This is a genomic window from Roseomonas acroporae, assembly GCF_023223525.1.
GTDB classification, from domain to species: domain Bacteria; phylum Pseudomonadota; class Alphaproteobacteria; order Acetobacterales; family Acetobacteraceae; genus Roseomonas_E; species Roseomonas_E acroporae.
Genome location: NZ_JALPRX010000006.1, coordinates 23,411 through 39,806 on the forward strand (window position 1 = coordinate 23,411; position 16,396 = coordinate 39,806).

Here is a 16,396-nt window from a genome sequence, read left to right on the forward strand (position 1 = left end):
GCGGGGCCGGACCCGGGCCGTGCGCCCTGGCGGCGCGCCCCGGCTGCGCGCCCTGGCGGTGCGATGGCGGCGGCACGGGGCCGCGTGCTCAGCGGCGGCCGCCGGGGGCGGCGGGCTCGGCGCCGCTGCCGTCGAGGTGCAGCTCGTGCGGCGGCTGGCAGACATCGGCGCGGCGGCGCACCTCGACGCGACGGTCGGCGTAGACCAGCCGCAGGTCGAAGGTGCAGTGGTCGCGCTCGGCCGGCGTCACCGCGACCACGGCGCCCGGCGGCAGGCGGAGCTGGCCGAGCAGGTTCTCGCTCCAGCCGCGCGCCATGTCGGTGGAAAGGTGCAGCGCGTCGATGGGCTGGGTGCTGTCGTTGTACAGGCGGAACCGGCTGCCGCCGCCGAGCGGGGCCTGGGCCTGGGTCTGGCCCGGCGCGGGCGCAGCGGCAGGGGGCGGGCCCTTGAGGGGCAGGGCCGGCGTCGGCGGCTCGGGCTTGGCCGCGGCGGCGGGGCTCGCGGCGAGGCAGCAGGACGCGGCGAGGGCGAGGAACGGTGCCGGGCGACGGCGCCGGGCGGGGCGGTCCGGGGCCGGCCGCCCCGCCCGGCGGCCGCCGCTCATCGCGCCGTACCGGCCTGCATCGTGCCGGCCGGGCCGATCCGCAGCTCCGACAGGGCGCAGAGATCCTGCCGCCGGTTCTCGATCACGGTGCCGTCGCGGAAGCGGGCGCGCAGGTCGTAGGCGCAGTCGCCGCCGGCCGGACGGCGCCAGACCAGCCGGCTGCCGGGCGGGATCTCCAGGATGCCGAGCAGGTTGCGGCCCCAGTCGCGCTGCCAGACGGGCGAGATCTGCAGCTCGTACATCCCGGACGGGCCGGCATTGACCACCGCGAAGTCGGCGGGCGGCGTCCCGCTCTCGGCGTCTCGCGGGGAGGCGGTCGCGGGGGCGGCACGCGGGACGTCCGCGGCGGCACCGGGAGGCGCGGCGGGAGGCTCGATCGCGGCGAGCGAGGCCGGCCCCGGCGTCCCCGTCCCCGGCCCTGGTGTGGGGGCGGGGCCGGCCGGCAGCGGCCGGGCGGCGAGGCCGGTGGCCGAGGCGGAGGACAGCATGCCGAGCAGCCGGTCGCGGTTGAGCACCCAGGCGCCGGTCAGGCCGGCGGCCGCCAGGACGTAGAGGGCGACGGCGAGCCAGAAGCTCCAGCCGCGCGACAGGGTGGCGGGCGCGAGCGCCGGGCCGGGCCGGCCGGCCTGCCGCGCGGCCGGCAGGCCGGCGGCCAGCGGCAGGACCGCGGCCGGCCCGGCAGGCGGCCTGGACGCGAAGGCCGCCATGCCGTCCGGATGGCCGCCCGCCAGGAGGCTCGCCGGGCCGCCCATGGGCGTGGCGGCCATGGGTGTGGCGGCCAGGGGAGCGGCGGCCAGGGGTGCGGCAGCCAGGGGTTCGCCCGGGGCGGCGTGGGCAGCCGGGGCCGGGCCCCGTGTGCCGGGCGCGCCCGGGGGCGGGGCCCGGACGACGCGCGCCGGCTCCGGCCGCAGCATCACGGTGCGGTCCAGCACCTCGCCCAGGCTGCGCATCAGCGCCGGCAGGTGCTGCTCCAGCGGGCCGGGAAAGAGGTCGAGCCAATGCAGCGCGCCGAGGTGGAATTGCAGCGAGCCGGTCGGCACCGCGTCCTCGACGCGTACCGGCAGGATCGCCTTGTGGCGCTCCACCGCGTTGCGGATCTCGTTCCTGACGTGGACGGAGCTGTCGGCGTGGCGCGAGAAGACCAGCACCACCGCCTGCGCCCCCTGCAGGCCGCGGACGATGGCGTCGTCCCAGTGCTCGCCGGGGCGGATGTCGCGCTTGTCCAGCCAGCAGCGCACGCCGCGGCCGACCAGCGCGTCGTAGAGCGCGTGGGCGGCGCCCTCGTCGCGATGCGAGTAGCTGATGAAGATGTCGTGCGCCATTCCGGGGGAGGGATTCGTGCGGGCCGGAGGACAGGATCCTGGCTCGGCGGGCGGCCGGCTGTGCCGGATGATACCGATTGTTGCGGCATGGCGCCACCACCGGGCGGCCATTCTTCATGCCATCGTCTCGCCCGGTGGGCGGCAGGAAGCGCCGGCGCGCCGCCCGTGCACGGCGGCACCGCCGGGCGTGGCCATGCGGCGGGTCGGTGCGGGATTGCCTTGACCCGGCACCCCCGGCGCACGACCTTCCCCTTCATGGCGGACCCCGACGGCCGGCGAGTCGCTTGACCTCGCCCCCAGCGTTTCGCATCTGCTCCCCGCCTGCCGCGATCCGCGCGGCGGATCGGCGGAGTTGGTCCCGGCATGAATGACGGTTCTGTGGCCCCGACGGTGCCCGCCGGGGCATCCCCCAGGGCACCCCAGCCGGTGGCCCCCGGCGCGGAGGGGCGCCGCAAGCGCCTGTTCGTACGCACCTGGGGTTGCCAGATGAACGTGTACGACAGCGGCCGCATGGCCGATGTCCTGGCCCCGCTCGGCTACGCCCCGTCCGACGAGGCGGAATCGGCCGACATGGTGATCCTCAACACCTGCCACATCCGGGAGAAGGCGGCGGAGAAGCTGTTCTCCGAGCTCGGCCGGCTGCGCCCGGCCAAGCAGGCGCGGGAGGCCGAGGGCGGGCGCATGGTGGTGGCCGTGGCCGGCTGCGTCGCCCAGGCCGAGGGCGAGGAGATCCTGCGCCGCGCCCCCTGGGTCGATCTGGTGCTCGGGCCGCAGACCTATCACCGCCTGCCGGAGATGGTGGCGCGCGCCGCCCGCGCCGGCGGCGCCGTGATCGACACCGAATTCCCGGTGGAGCCGAAATTCGACCACCTGCCGGACGCCGCGGCCGCGCCCGGCCCGATCGCCTTCCTGACCATCCAGGAGGGCTGCGACAAATTCTGCTCCTTCTGCGTGGTGCCCTACACGCGCGGCGCCGAATTCTCCCGCCCGGCCGCCGCCGTGCTGGCCGAGGCGCGCCGCCTCGTCGCCGCCGGCGCGCGGGAGATCGCGCTGCTCGGGCAGAACGTGAACGCCTGGCACGGGGAGGGCCCGGACGGCTCCCCCTGGGGCCTCGGCCGGCTGCTGCGGGCGCTGGCGGCGATCCCCGGCCTCGCGCGGCTGCGCTACACCACCTCCCATCCGCGCGACATGGACGACGACCTGATCGCCGCCCATGGCGAGCTGCCGCAGCTCATGCCCTTCCTGCACCTGCCGGTGCAGTCGGGCTCGGACCGCATGCTGCGGGCGATGAACCGCGGCCACGCGGCGGCGGACTTCCTGCGCATCGTGGAGAAGCTGCGGGCGGCGCGGCCCGACCTCGCCCTCTCCTCCGACTTCATCGCCGGCCATCCGGGCGAGAGCGACGCCGACCACGCCGCCACCATGGCGCTGATCCGCGAGGTGGGCTTCGCCCAGGCCTTCTCCTTCAAGTACTCGCCCCGCCCCGGTACCCCGGCGGCCGGCACCGCCCTCCAGATCCCCGAGGCGGTGAAGGATGCACGCCTGGCCGAGATCCAGGCGCTGCTGCGGGCGCAGCAGGACGCGTTCAACCGCTCCCGCGTCGGCCTCGCCTGCGACGTGCTGCTGACCGGCCCGGGCCGGCATCCCGGCCAGCTCGCCGCCCGCTCCCCCTGGCTGCAGCCCGTGCATCTGCGCGGGCCGGACGGGGTGGCGCCGGAGGCTCTCGTCGGCCGGGTGGTGCCGGTGCGCATCCTGGCCGCGCATCCCAATTCCCTGTCCGCCGCCCTGATCGACGCCGATGCGGCGCCGGGTGCGGGCATGGGGCAACCGGAGGAGACGGAGGTAGCCTGCGCTTGAGCCAAACCGCCATCGTGCTTCCAACCAAGCTGTTCGAGGACCGCGCCACGGCGCGGTCCGCCTCGGGCGGCGGCCCCGCGCCCCGCACGGTCACGCTGCAATTCGACGATAACGGCCTCCTGCCGGTGCTCTACGGCGAGCACGACCGGCACCTCGCGCGCATCGAGCAGCAGCTCGGCGTGCGCCTCGCCTCGCGCGGCAACCGATTGTCGATCAGCGGCCCGCCGGAGCGGACCGAGGTGGCGGAGGGCACGCTGCGGTCGCTCTGGAAGCGGCTGGAGCGCGGCCAGCCGGTCGGCACGGCCGAGGTGGAGGCGGCGCTGCGCATGGCACAAGGTGGCTACCAGGGCGGCGGCACCGGTGGCGGCCCGCGCGAGGGCGACCCGCGCCTGCCGCTGGCCGACTTCCCGGAGATACGCACCCGCAAGTCCGCCATCGCCCCCCGCTCCCCGGCGCAGGCGGCCTATATCGAGATGCTGGCGCGGCACGAGATGGTGTTCGGCGTCGGGCCCGCCGGCACCGGCAAGACCTACCTCGCCGTGGCGCAGGGCGTCGCGCTGCTCCAGGCGGGGCGGGTGGACCGGATCGTGCTGAGCCGCCCGGCGGTGGAGGCGGGCGAGCGCCTCGGCTTCCTGCCGGGCGACCTCAAGGAGAAGGTCGATCCCTATCTGCGCCCGCTCTACGACGCGCTGCACGACATGCTGCCGGCCGAGCAGGTGCAGCGGCGCATCACCTCGGGCGAGATCGAGATCGCGCCGCTCGCCTTCATGCGCGGGCGCACCCTGGCCCATTCCTTCGCCATCCTGGACGAGGCGCAGAACACCACCCCCGCCCAGATGAAGATGTTCCTCACCCGCATGGGCGAGGGGACCCGGATGGTCATCACCGGCGACCCGACCCAGGTGGACCTGCCGCCCGGGCAGCAATCCGGGCTCCGGGACGCCCTCGCAACGCTGGAGGGCGTCGAGGGCATAGCCGTCGCGCGATTCGGCGAGCGGGATGTGGTAAGGCATCCGCTGGTGGCGCGGATCGTGGCCGCCTACGGGGCGGCCGACGAGCGGCGCGTCCGTAGGGGGCCGGAGCGGCGCCCCGAGGATGGGAGTGCCGCCGGCCCCGCCGGCGGCAAGAAGGAGAAGGATGGAACCGGCAAGTAGTTCGCCCGGCGGCACGCGACCCCGGGGCGCCCCAGCGGCATCCGCGATGGGGGCCCCGGATGGGCGGGAGGCCGTCGGGCCGGTTGAGGCGGCGCGAAAACCGCGCGACGCCATCGAGGTGATCATCGACGCCGCGCCGGGGGCCCCCGGCTGGCGCGCCACCGTGCCGGCGGCGGCGCGGCTGGCTGGCCGCGCGGCGGCGGCGGCGCGGCGCGAGGCCGGCGTCGCGCCGGAGGAGCCGGTCACGATCCTCCTCACCGACGACCGCACGGTGCGTCGGCTGAACCACCGCCATCGCGGCCGCAACAAGCCTACCAACGTGCTGAGCTTCCCCGACCCCGCCGAGGCGGGCGGCGGCGACCTCGTGCTCGCCCTCGGCGTGGTGCGCCGGGAGGCGCGGCAGGCCGGCCGGCGGCCGGCGGCGCATCTCGCGCATCTCGTGGCCCATGGCGCGCTGCACCTGGCCGGGCACGACCACATCCTCGTCGGCGAGGCGCGGCGCATGGAGCGGGCCGAGGCCCGCATCATGCGCCGGCTGCGCCTGCCCAACCCTTGGAGGCACCAGTGAGCGGCTCCGGCCATGGCATAGCGGGCAGCCAGCCCGTGCATCGCGACGGGCTGCTCTGGATGCTCCAGGGGCTGGTCCGCAGGCGCCAGGCGGAGAGCGTGCGCGACCAGGTCGAGGCGCTGGTGGAGGCCGAGGAGGCGCCGCACGACGAGGGCGGCCGGCCCGCCCTCGACGTGCAGGAGCGCGCCCTGCTCACCAACGTGCTGAAGCTGCGGGGCAAGACCGCGGCCGACGTGATGGTGCCGCGCCCGGACATCATCGCCATGTCCGAGGCGCTGACGCTGGAGCAGGCGATCCGCCTGATCCAGCGCGAGGGGCATTCGCGCTTCCCGGTCTACCGCGAGCAGCTCGACGACGTGGTGGGCATGGTCCACATCAAGGACGTGTTCGCGAGCGTCGGCCGCGACGAGCCCTTCTCGATGGCCGCGATCCTGCGCAAGCCGCTCTTCGTGGTGCCGTCGATCCCGGTGCTCGACCTGCTGCTGCAGATGCGCCAGGCGCACATCCACATGGCGCTGGTGGTGGACGAGTATGGCGGCATCGACGGGCTGGTCACCATCGAGGACGTGGTGGAGACCATCGTCGGCGACATCGCGGACGAGCACGACGAGCCGCTGGAGCAGTACATCACCGAGAAGCCGGACGGCACGCTGGAGATGGATGCCCGCACGCCGGTCGAGCACTTCGAGGAGAAGCTCGGCCCGGTGCTGACCGAGGAGGAGCGGCACGCCGACATCGACACGGTGGGCGGGCTGGTCTCCTCCCTCGCCGGTCGGGTGCCGGCGAAGGGCGAGCTGGTGTCGCACCCGTCGGGGCTGGAATTCCGGGTGCTGGAGGCGGACCCGCGCCGCATCCGGCGGCTGCGGGTGAGGAAGCCCGGGGCGCCGGGGCAGAAGGTGGCGGCGGAGTAGCGCGGGGGGCTTTTCGGGGAAGGCGCTGCCTTCCCCGGACCCCATCCGCCCCTCGGGGAAGGCGCCGCCTTCCCCGGACCCCATCCGCCAGCAGGCAAAGCTCTCCTGGACCTCCCATTGGTTTTCGGGGTCCGGGGCGGCCCGACCGCCCGGTACGAAAAATCATGGTTTCCAAAGGCCCTGTGGCCTTTGGCGGGATGGGTCCGGGAAGGGCAGAGCCCTTCCCGGGCGCCGGCAGCCCGCGCCCTACGCCGCTTCCGCCGGCACCTTCACCTCGCTCGTCCAGCCATGCGGGTCCGGCGCGGTGCCGTACTGGATCGCCACGATCGCGTCGTAGAGCTTCTGCGTCAGCTTGCCGGTCTCGCCGTTGTTGATCGTCAGCTTCTCGCCCTTGTAGCCGAGCAGCCCGACCGGCGAGACCACGGCGGCGGTGCCGGTGCCCCACATCTCGGCCAGGGTGCCGTCGCGGCCGGCCTGCATCACCTCGTCGATGGTGATCGGGCGCTCGCTGGCCTTGATGCCCCAGTCGCGCAGCAGGGTGAGGATGGAGTTGCGCGTCACGCCGTCGAGGATGGTGCCGGCCAGCGGCGGGGTGATCACCTCGTCGCCGATCTTCACCATGATGTTCATGGTGCCGACCTCGTCGAGGTAGCGGCGCTCCACGCCGTCGAGCCAGAGGACCTGGGTGTAGCCCTGCGCCTCGGCGTCCTGGGCGGCGGCGAGGGAGGCGGCGTAGTTGGCGGCCGTCTTGGCCTCGCCGAGCCCGCCGCGCACGGCACGGACGTACTTGTCCGTGGCCAGGATCTTCACCGGCTTCATGCCCTCCTTGTAGTAGGCGCCGACCGGCGAGCAGATCACGAAGTAGGTCAGCCTGTGCGCCGGATGGACGCCGAGCTGCACCTCGGTCGCGACCACGGTGGGGCGGATGTAGAGCGAGGTGCCGGGGCGGTGCGGCACCCACGCATTGTCCACGGAGACCAGCGCCTCGAAGGAGCGGCGGACGAGGTCGGTGTCCATCGGCGGGATGCAGAGGGCGGCGCAGGATTTGTTCAGCCGCTCGGCGTGGCGCTGGGCGCGGAACAGGCGGATATGGCCGTCCGGGCCGCGGAAGGCCTTCAGCCCGTCGAACACGGTCTGGCCGTAGTGCAGCACCGAGGTCGCCGGGTCCATGCTGAGCGGGCCGTAGGGGACGATGCGCGGGTCGTGCCAGCCCTTCCCGTCCTCGTAGTCCATCAGGAACATGTGGTCGGTCATGACCTTGCCGAAGACGAGGTCGGCGTCGTCGGGGCGGGGCTTCGGGGCCTGGGTGCGGGTCAGTTCGATGGTGGGGGTGGTCATGACGCCAGCTTCCAGTACTTCGTTGCTTGCTGCCCCCTGTGTAGCGCAAGAAAGCCCCCGGTTGGGACCCCTGGTGCGCACGATGCGCCCCGGGATGTGCCAGGGCTGGGTTGCAGGGGTTGCGTGGCGCCCGCCGGGCGTGGCAGCCGGCATGCCGGCGCAACGGTGGGTGCCCCGGCGGCCCCACGGTAGGCGGCACGGCCGGAGCGGGCGGCCGGTGCCACGCGGCCGCGCCGCCTTGACCCGCCGGGCGGATGCCTGTTCAGTCCCGGCACGGCTTGATCGGAGCCGCCGTGTCCGCGGGAAGGGCTGCGCCCACGCTCTCCCCGGGTGCGCGCGAGCCTTCCCTCCCACCCTTTCCTGTCTGATCGGCGGACGCAGACGCGAGGAAGGGGCCCTGCCTTGTCCGATCGTTCGCACGGCCGTGCCGCGTCCGTGGCGCCCAACCCGTCATCGCCGTTCCGCCTGAACCTGGAGCAGCAGCGCAAGCGCGCGAAGGAACTGCTCCGGGCGCTGCGGGCGGGCGAGCCGCAGGCGCTGCGGCGTTTCCGCCTGCATCATCCCCTGGCCGGCGGGCCCCTGGTCGGCGGGATGGACGGCCCGGGGCTGCCCGGGCGGCTGGCACGGCTGAGCGAGGCGCAGCTTGTCATCGCCCGGGAGCTGGGCCTGCCGAGCTGGCCCCGGCTCGTGGCGCATGTCGCGGCCTCGGCGCGCAGCCTCGCCGGCATCGAGCGCGGCGACCCGGCGCCCGACCGGGACATGACGACGCTGCACCTGCGTTGCGGCAGCGACATCGGCCCCGGGCTGCGCGAGGCCGGGTTCGTGGGCGAATTCCTCGAATATTCCGATCCCTTCTGCCAGGGGCCGGTGCCGGACGCGCCCGACTGGCTGGAACGGCGCGCGGACTTCCTGTCGCACGCCTACGGCGCCGGCACGGGCATGAGCCGGGCGGAGATCACCGCGAAGCTGCATCTGGCGGAGGAAAGCCTGCTCGCGGCGCCGGCCCGCTACGAGCGCATCGTGCTTTGGTTCGAGCACGACACCTACGACCAGCTCATCCTGGCGCGCTGCCTCGCGCATTTCGCAAGGACGGCGCCGCCGCGCCTGGAACTGGTCTCGCCGGCCCGCTACCCGGGCTCGGTGCGCTTCATCGGCCTCGGGCAATTGCCGCCGGAGGCGCTGCGCCTGCTCTGGGCGGAGCGGACGCCGGTGCCCATCGAGGCGCTGCACGCCGGCGGGGCGGTGTGGGACGCGCTGCGGGCGCCCGATCCGCGGCCGCTCGCCGCGCTGGCGCGGGAGGGTACGCCGGGCATCCCGCAGCTCGGCCGGGCGGTGCGGCGGCACTGCCGGGAACTGCCCTGGACGACGGACGGGCTGGGCCTGACGCAGCGGCTGATCCTGCAACTGGTCGCGGAGGCGCCACGGATGGCGGGCCAGGTGTTCCACGCGCTGATGACGGAGCGCGAGCCGTTGCCCTGGATGACGGATCTCATCTGCCACGACATGGTGGAGGGCCTGCGCGCGGTGGAACGGCCGGTCCTCGCCGGTCGGTACGAGGATGCGGACCGGCGCTGGTTCCGGGAGCATCTGACGATCACGCCGCTCGGCCGCGCCGTGCTGGCGGGGACGGTGGACTGGCTGTCGCTGGGGCCACGGCCCAGATGGGTCGGTGGGGTGTCCATCTCCGGTTCGGGGCCGTGCTGGCGCTGGGACGAGGATGGCGCGGCGGCCGTGCAACGCTGAGGCCGGGACGGAGCGCGAGGCATCCACCCACGCCCCGAAGCCGGCCGGTGCCTCGCCGGTGGCGGCGGGGCGGTCCCGGAGGGGTTACCCCAGCGCCGCCACGATCGCGTTCACCATCGGGCGCATGTGGAAGTTGTCCTCCGGCATCACCGCCACCGTGCCGCCCGCCTCCTCGGCCGCCGCCGCCGCCACCGGCCCCACCGCCGCGATCCGTACCCGCGCCAGCCCCTCGCGCAGCGCCGCCTCCTTCCCCGCCGCCTTGGCCACGTCCAGCAGCCGGCGCACCTGCGGGGAACTCGTGAACACGATCAGGTCCGCCGAGCCGTCCGCCATGGCGTCGATCGCCGCCAGCACCCGCGCATCCTCGGCCTTGGACGCATAGACGTAGGGCAGGATCGCGTCCGGCTCGGCGCCCTTGCCGCGCAGGAAGTCGAGCAGCTTCTCGTTCGGGTTGTCCGGGTAGAGCTGCACCCCGATCCGGTGCCCGGCGAGGTCCTCGCCGGCCAGCCCCTCGATCACCCCCTCCGTGGTCGGGTTGGGCGGCGAGAGGTCGGCGGTCAGGCCGAGCTGGCGCAGCCGGTTCACCGGCTTCGGCCCGCGCGTGATCCGGCGCACCTTCGCGAGCGTGGCGAGGAAGGGCTCGCGCATCCCGGCCCGCTCGGCGACGCCGAGCAGGCGCATCAGCCCCTCGCCGGTGAGCAGGATCAGGTCCTGCGGCGGGGTTTCCACGAAGCGGCGCAGCCAGGCCTCGATCGGGGCGGGGTCGGGGTGGTCGAGGATCGCCACCATCGGGCAGCGCATCACCCGCGCGCCCTGCTTCTCCATCAGGCGGGAGAGCACCTCCAATTCGCGCGTCTCCGGCACCACCACGTGGCGGCCGGCGAGTGGTGCGGCGCCGGGGGCGCCCACGGGGCCGTCATCGGCGGGGGCGGGGTCGCTCATGCAGGCTCCTCGGCGTCGGCGGATTCGGCCATGGCGGGTGGATGGGGCAGCAGGCGGGGCACGGCGGCGCGCCGGGGCGCGTCGCCGGCGCCCGCCGTCAGGCGGCGCGGCGCTGCAAGCCCTGTGCCGGCGGCAGCGGCGCGGCGCGGCGGGCGACGGGGTCGCCGCTGCGGAAGGCGATGAACGCACCGGGCGACAGCACCTCCCAGCGCTCGTCGCGGGTGAGGGGGCGGGTGGCGACCACCGTCACCACGTCGTCGGGCGTGGTCTCGCGCGCGAAGTCCACCGTCAGGTCCTCGTCCACCAGCGTGGCGGGGCCGAAGGGGGCGCGCCGGGTCAGCCAGGCGAGCTTGGTGCTGCAATGGCAGAACAGGGTGCGCCCGTCGCTCAGCAGCAGGTTGAACACGCCGAGCCCGGCGAGGTCCTGCGCCATCTCCCCCACCGCCCGCTCCAGCGCGGCGTCCGAGGGCTGGTTGCGCCAGCGGGCGCGCAACTGGTCCAGCATCCAGCAGAAGGCATGCTCGCTGTCCGTGGTGCCGACCGGGCGGTAGTGGGAGAGGCGCCGCCGCTTGATGCCGCGAAGCTGGCCGTTATGGGCGAAGCACCAGATCCGGCCCCACAGCTCGCGCGTGAAGGGGTGGGTGTTCTCCAGCGCCACCCGGCCGCGGTTGGCGCGGCGGATGTGCGAGATCACGGTGCAGCTCTTGATGGCGTGGCGGCGCAGGAACGCCGCGATCTCGGAGCGGGCGCTGGGCTCGGGGTCGTGGAAGGTGCGGCAGCCCTTGCCCTCGTAGAAGGCGATGCCCCAGCCATCCGAGTGCGGCCCGGTCTGGCCGCCCCGGCGCATCAGCCCGGCGAAGCTGAAGCAGATGTCGGTCGGCACATTCGCGCTCATGCCGAGGAGTTCGCACATGGGAGGAACCTAGGCGCTCGTGCGGGGGAGGGAAAGCGGGGCGGCGCGTTCGGTCCGATCCGTCACCGGTGCCGGCCGGTCGCCGGCCGGCGCGGGAGCCGGATGCCGGGCCGGGCGCGGCTACCGCCGGTTCGGGTCGAACATCGCGCTGATCACCTTGATCTCCAGCGCCAGCGCCCCGAACAGGCCCGAGGCGTAGCCCGCCTTGAGGGCGGCCCAGGTCGTCTCCACGACGCGGGCGTTGTAGACGAGGATCGGCTCGGCGCGTTCGAGCAGGTTCGCGTGCGCGATGCCGCGATAGCCCTTCCAGCCCTTCGCGATCGCGAGCCGCTCGAATTCGGCGAAGGATTCGACGACGATGCCGGAGCGGTCGAAGATGGCGAGCCTGCCGTTCGGCCGCAGCGCCATGTAGAGGGCGTGCGCGCACTCGCCCTCCACCGGGTGGATCCAGCGTATGCCGAACAGCACGGCGCCGTTCGGCTTCGGGCCGACGACCCGCATCAGCTCCTGCAGGCTGGCGACCTTGCCGAGCGGGCGGAAGCTGACGTTCAGCTCGTGCAGGTAGCGCGCCATGTTGCCGAAGTCGAAGTGGCCGATCGTCTCCAGCCTGGCGAGCTTGCCGTCCAGCGAGGCGAGGTTGCGGATGCTGGGGAACAGGTTCAGCAGGTCGTCCAGCTTGATCCAGTAGCGGCCGGTGTGGCGCAGCGCCTGGCCGAGCGAGACGAACCAGCAGATGCCGCGCCCCGGCGCGGGGTCGTGGAAATAGAACATCTTGCGGAACAGGCCGTTGACCTCGGGGCTCGGGTTGCCGCGCGCCACGGCGTCCCCGCCGGCCCGCATCGGTGGCGATTTCGGCGCCGGTGCGTGCGGCCCGGGCAGCCTCGCGGCCTCCTCGACCGCCACCGTGCCGGCCTTGCCGCCCCCGCGCCCCATCACGGCGGTCTTCGCCACGCGCCCGACCGGCACGAAGAAGGCCGCGCGCCCGACATCGGCCACCACCGACAGGCCGCGCCCGAACAGGCCCTTGCCCTCGGGGTTGTCCACCGCGTCCTGCAGCCCGCGGCCGAGGCGCAGGTTGTCGAGGAAGAGCAGGTCCGCCGCGTCGGCCGCGCTGTAGCTCGCCCAGGAGACGTAGAAGCCGACATAGGGCACGCCGCTCGCCTTCTCGGCGATGCGTTGGGCCCTGGACTGGAACAGGCCGTTCCACCAGTCGGCGCACTCGCCGGGAGTCATCCACTCCCAGTCACCGTCGGCCATGCACGCGTCCCCCGCCCTCGGTCGATGATGGTTCATCGTTGCGCGGAAAACTGACGTGCCGCTTCGCCGCTGACGAGAGGATATTCTTTGAGACGGGGGCGTGCCGCCAGGCCCGGATCCGGTCGCGCCCGCGGCGCCTGGCGGGGTGGCCGGCCGCAAGGGATGGTGGCCGGAGATGGTGGCCGGGAATGGCGGCGGGGACGGTGACGGATCCTTCGTGCCGCGAGGGACGGACCGCCGGCGCGATGCGGTGTGGCGGGCCGGGGGCCTGGCGCCCCCGGCACGGGAAGGACCCGCCGGACCGGCCCGCAGGCCATCCGGGGGGGCGGGATCTCAGCCCGGCGGCGGCCAGTGCGCCAGCAGGTCGGCCGGGTCGCGGAACAGGGCCCGGGCGCCGGCGCGGCGCAGGTCGTCGGCCGGGAAGCCGCCGCAGAGCAGGCCGATCATCGGGATGCCGGCCTTGCCGGCCGCCTCGGCGTCGTACGGGGAATCGCCCACCACCAGCGCCTCGCCCGGCGCCACGCCGGCGCGCGCCAGCGCCGCCTGGAAGATGTCGGGATGCGGCTTGGACCGCTCGGCATCGTCCGAGGAGGTTTCAGCCGCGACCAGATCCGCGATGCCGGCCGCGCGCTTGTAGCCCTCCAGCTCGTCGCCCTTGGCCGAGGAGGCGAGCACCGGTTGCAGCCCGTCCGCCAGGACCCGCTCGAACAGGGCGCGGACGTCCGGGAAGCCGCGCACCTTCGGCATGTATTCCCGCGCGAACAGGTCCTTGCGCCAGGACTCGATCGCCTCGCCCTGCCGCTCGATCACCTCGGGCGGCAGGAAGACCGGCATCAGCTCGTCGCCGCCCTTGCCGATCTGGGTGCGCACCGCCGCCGCCGGCACGTCGAAGCCGAAATGCGCGAAGGCGCGGGCCCAGGACTCGGCGTGCATGTCCACCGTGTCCACCAGCGTGCCGTCCACGTCGAAGATCACCGCGCGTCGCATGGGGGTCATGCCTCCGTTTCGACCGGCAGCAGCACCGCCACCGGCAGGTCGGCGAGGAGAGAGCCGGCCGAGAGCGTGCCCCCCGCGGGCTTCAGCACCGCGCCGGTCAGCGCGTCGCGCCAGGCCGCCACGCCTTCCGGCACCGGGATCCGGGCCTCGACATGGCCGCCCCCTTCCTGCCGCGCCGGGAAGCGGCTGGCCGCCACCAGCAGCGGCGGCGCCTCGGCGTGGCGGCGCAGGAAGGCGACCATCTGCTCCGCCATCCCGCCGGTGGCGTTGAGCGGCTCGTAGCCGCCCTCGGCGAACAGCGCCGGGTGCTCGCGGCGCAGGCCGAGCAGCGTGGCGGTGAGGGCGAGCTTGATGCCGCCATCCTGCCAGTTCTCCAGCAGCCCCAGCATGGTGCCGCGCCGGTCCTTCGCGAACCCCGCCTCGATCCGGTCGAGCAGCGCCGTGCGCGCGGCGTAGTCCACCGGCCGGCGGTTGTCGGGATCGACCAGCGACAGTTCCCACAGCTCGGCGCCCTGGTAGATGTCGGGCATGCCGGGCAGGGTCAGCTTCAGCGCCGTCTGCACCAGGCTGTTGCGCATGCCGAGCCGCGCCACGCGCTCCTGGAAGGGCAGGAAGGCGCCGAGGAAGGCGCCCGAGCGCGACGGGTCCAGCGCCTCGCGCGCGAAGCCCATGGTCGCCTCCTCGTAGGCGGCGTTGGGCGCGGCCCAGGTGGAGTGCACCTTGGCCTCGCGCATCGACTTCATCATCGCGCCGGCGATCCGCTCGGCATACGCCGCCAGCGCCTCGGCCCCGGGCACGCCGGTGCCGGTCAGCTCGGCCGGCCAGGAGCCGAGCAGGAGCTGGTAGAGCAGGTACTCGTCGTTGCGGTCGGGCGGGGCGGTGCCTTCCACGTCGCCGCGCCGGGCGCGCAGGATGCGGCTCCAGGCCTGCACCTGCCGCGCGAATTCCTCCGGCATCTCGGAGAGCACGGCGAGGCGGGCGCGCACATCCTCGCCGCGCTTGGTGTCGTGCGTCGAGGTGCCGAGCATGGCGGCCGGCCAGCGCTTCGCGCGCTGCGCGTTGGCCTTGTGGAAGGCGGGCAGGCCGATGCCGAACTGGTCCGGGTGGCCGCCCACCTCGTTCAGCGCGGCGAAGCGGTTGTAGCGGTAGAAGGCGGTGTCCTCGAGGCCCTTGGCCATCACCGGGCCGCTGTACTGCTGCACCTTCATCGCGACGCGCAGCGCCGCGGCGCGCGAGTAGCCGGAGCGCGGCTCCGCCACCAGCGCGCCGGAAAGCAGCCTCGCCAGGAAGTCGAACACGCTCGGGTCGAGGTCGGGCTGCCGGCGGCGCGCCTGCGCCAGCGCCCAGTCGAGGTCGCGCCGGTCGGTCTCGGCGGGCGTGCCGTCGTAGTCCACGTAGGTGCGGTAGACCGGGAAGCAGGCCACCACCTCCTTGATCGCACGGTGCAGGATGTTGCGCGTGAAGTCGGCGGTGCGCGGGTTCTGGCGGGCGACTCGGCCGGCATCGCGGGAGAGGACGGTCAGCTCGCTGGCCATCTCGTTCTCCATGATGCGGATCTTGCAGTCGCGCACGATCTCCTCGAATTCCTCGGTGCGGCCGGTGAACTCGACGTAGAGGCGCGAGAAGGCCTCCTCGCCGGCCGGATCGACCAGCAGGCCGAGCGCGAGGTTGGTGAACTCGTAGCCCGTGGTGCCCTCGACCGGCCAGTCCTCGCGCAGCTGCTCGTGATGCGCCAGGATCTTCTCGACCACGAGGTAGTAGTCGGGGCGGGGCGCGCGCGAGCGCAGATGGCGCAGGTAGCCGCCGGGATCGAGCAGCCCGTCCACGTGGTCGATGCGCAGGCCATCGAGCACGCCCTCGCCGAGCAGGCGGAACACCAGCGCGTGGGCATGGTCGAACAGCTCGTCCAGCTCCATGCGCAGGCCGGCGAGGTCGTTGACGTTGAAGAAGCGACGGTAGTTGATGTCGTCGGCGGCGACCCGGAAATGCGCGGCGCGCCAGCTCTGGTCGCGGATCAGCGCGTCGAGCCCGGCCCAGCTCGCGAGGTCGCCCTCCCGGCCGTTCAGCCGCGCCACCGCCGCGTCCACCGCCTCGCGGACGGAATCGTCCCCGCGCACGAGGTCCGCCAGGGCGCGCTTCAGCGTGCCGGCGCGCCGCCCGACCTGCGGCCGCCAGTCGGGCAGGCCGGAGAAGCTGTCGCCGAGGCGCTCCAGCGCCGGGTGCGCGTCGCCCAGGATCCGGCCGTAGTGCAGCGGCGAGATGGGCAGCTTGTGCGCGCCGTAGGCCCAGACCGCGAAGCTGCCCGCCGCCGGGTCGAAGCGCAGCGCGAGCTGGCCGGATGCCAGCACGGCGCCGTACTGGTCGCCGAGGAAGGGCACCAGCAGCTTGCCCTGCAGGTAGCGGCGGTCCGGGTCCCAGTCGATGTCGAACCAGCCGGCGAAGGCGGAATCGGGGCCCCATTCCAGCACGTCGTTCCACCACGGGTTGTCGGCGCCGCCGACGCCCATGTGGTTGGGCACGAAGTCGAGGATCTGGCCGAGCCCGGCCTCCCGCAGCGCCGCGACCATGCGGCGGAAGCCGGCATCGCCGCCCAGCTCCGGGTTGAGCGCGCCGTGATCGACGATATCGTAGCCGTGGCTGCTGCCCGGCCGCGCCTTCAGGTAGGGGGAGGCATAGACGTGGCTGACGCCCAGCCGCGCCAGGTACGGGGCGAGTTCCGCCGCCCGGTCGAAGCCGAAGCCCTCGTGGAACTGGAGCCGGTAGGTGGCGCGCGGCGTCATGGCGTATCCTG

General features: G+C 74.0%; 13 protein-coding genes. 5 read left to right on the forward strand and 8 right to left on the reverse strand.

The genetic code is table 11. From position 1 onward, the window contains the following. Positions 1-88: 88 nt before the first annotated feature. On the reverse strand, positions 89-604 hold the full coding sequence (locus tag M0638_RS01260; RefSeq protein WP_248665136.1) for a hypothetical protein: 516 nt from the start codon (positions 602-604) through the stop codon (positions 89-91). Beyond that, positions 601-1,926, reverse strand: coding sequence for a toll/interleukin-1 receptor domain-containing protein (locus M0638_RS01265; RefSeq protein WP_248665137.1), 1,326 nt, complete (start codon positions 1,924-1,926; stop codon positions 601-603). The genes M0638_RS01260 and M0638_RS01265 overlap by 4 nt, the downstream gene beginning before the upstream one ends. Positions 1,927-2,289: 363 nt before the next feature. On the opposite strand from M0638_RS01265, the gene miaB reads away from it, so the two are divergent. From miaB to M0638_RS01285, 4 genes are all read left to right on the forward strand, one after another. Beyond that, on the forward strand, positions 2,290-3,783 hold the full coding sequence (gene miaB / locus M0638_RS01270) for a tRNA (N6-isopentenyl adenosine(37)-C2)-methylthiotransferase MiaB (RefSeq protein WP_282571773.1): 1,494 nt from the start codon (positions 2,290-2,292) through the stop codon (positions 3,781-3,783). 95 nt (positions 3,784-3,878) lie between these two features. After that, entirely contained in the window at positions 3,879-4,937 is a 1,059-nt protein-coding gene (locus M0638_RS01275) for a PhoH family protein (RefSeq protein ID WP_408902721.1), read from the forward strand. Between the two features lie 112 nt (positions 4,938-5,049). After that, entirely contained in the window at positions 5,050-5,505 is a 456-nt protein-coding gene (gene ybeY, locus M0638_RS01280; RefSeq protein WP_248665254.1) for an rRNA maturation RNase YbeY, read from the forward strand. Continuing rightward, complete coding sequence (locus tag M0638_RS01285; protein WP_408902678.1) at positions 5,502-6,416, forward strand: hemolysin family protein; 915 nt, start codon at positions 5,502-5,504, stop codon at positions 6,414-6,416. The genes ybeY and M0638_RS01285 overlap by 4 nt, the downstream gene beginning before the upstream one ends. A gap of 246 nt (positions 6,417-6,662) precedes the next feature. Here the strand turns inward: M0638_RS01285 and M0638_RS01290 are convergent, their stop codons facing one another. Next, the gene (locus tag M0638_RS01290; protein WP_248665138.1) at positions 6,663-7,754 is read right to left on the reverse strand and encodes a branched-chain amino acid aminotransferase; all 1,092 of its coding nucleotides are present in this window, start codon (positions 7,752-7,754) and stop codon (positions 6,663-6,665) included. Positions 7,755-8,156: 402 nt separating this feature from the next. Here M0638_RS01290 and M0638_RS01295 point away from each other — a divergent pair, with 402 nt between their 5' ends. After that, positions 8,157-9,497: a DUF1835 domain-containing protein gene (locus M0638_RS01295; RefSeq protein ID WP_248665139.1), complete on the forward strand. Its 1,341-nt coding sequence runs from the start codon at positions 8,157-8,159 to the stop codon at positions 9,495-9,497. An 84-nt stretch (positions 9,498-9,581) separates the two neighbouring features. Here M0638_RS01295 and M0638_RS01300 read toward each other — a convergent pair whose 3' ends face one another. From M0638_RS01300 to treY, 5 genes are all read right to left on the reverse strand, one after another. Then, entirely contained in the window at positions 9,582-10,439 is an 858-nt protein-coding gene (locus tag M0638_RS01300; protein ID WP_248665140.1) for a uroporphyrinogen-III synthase, read from the reverse strand. Between the two features lie 97 nt (positions 10,440-10,536). Beyond that, positions 10,537-11,352 carry a class II glutamine amidotransferase gene (locus tag M0638_RS01305; protein WP_282571774.1) on the reverse strand — a complete coding sequence of 272 codons (816 nt, stop codon included), beginning with the start codon at positions 11,350-11,352 and terminating at the stop codon, positions 10,537-10,539. A 120-nt stretch (positions 11,353-11,472) separates the two neighbouring features. Further along, positions 11,473-12,609, reverse strand: coding sequence for a hypothetical protein (locus M0638_RS01310; RefSeq protein WP_248665142.1), 1,137 nt, complete (start codon positions 12,607-12,609; stop codon positions 11,473-11,475). A gap of 333 nt (positions 12,610-12,942) precedes the next feature. Beyond that, complete coding sequence (locus tag M0638_RS01315; RefSeq protein WP_248665143.1) at positions 12,943-13,605, reverse strand: HAD family hydrolase; 663 nt, start codon at positions 13,603-13,605, stop codon at positions 12,943-12,945. Continuing rightward, positions 13,602-16,385, reverse strand: a complete 2,784-nt coding sequence (gene treY / locus M0638_RS01320) for a malto-oligosyltrehalose synthase (protein WP_248665144.1) — start codon at positions 16,383-16,385, stop codon at positions 13,602-13,604. Before treY ends, M0638_RS01315 begins: the two co-directional genes overlap by 4 nt. Between the last annotated feature and the right edge of the window lie 11 nt (positions 16,386-16,396).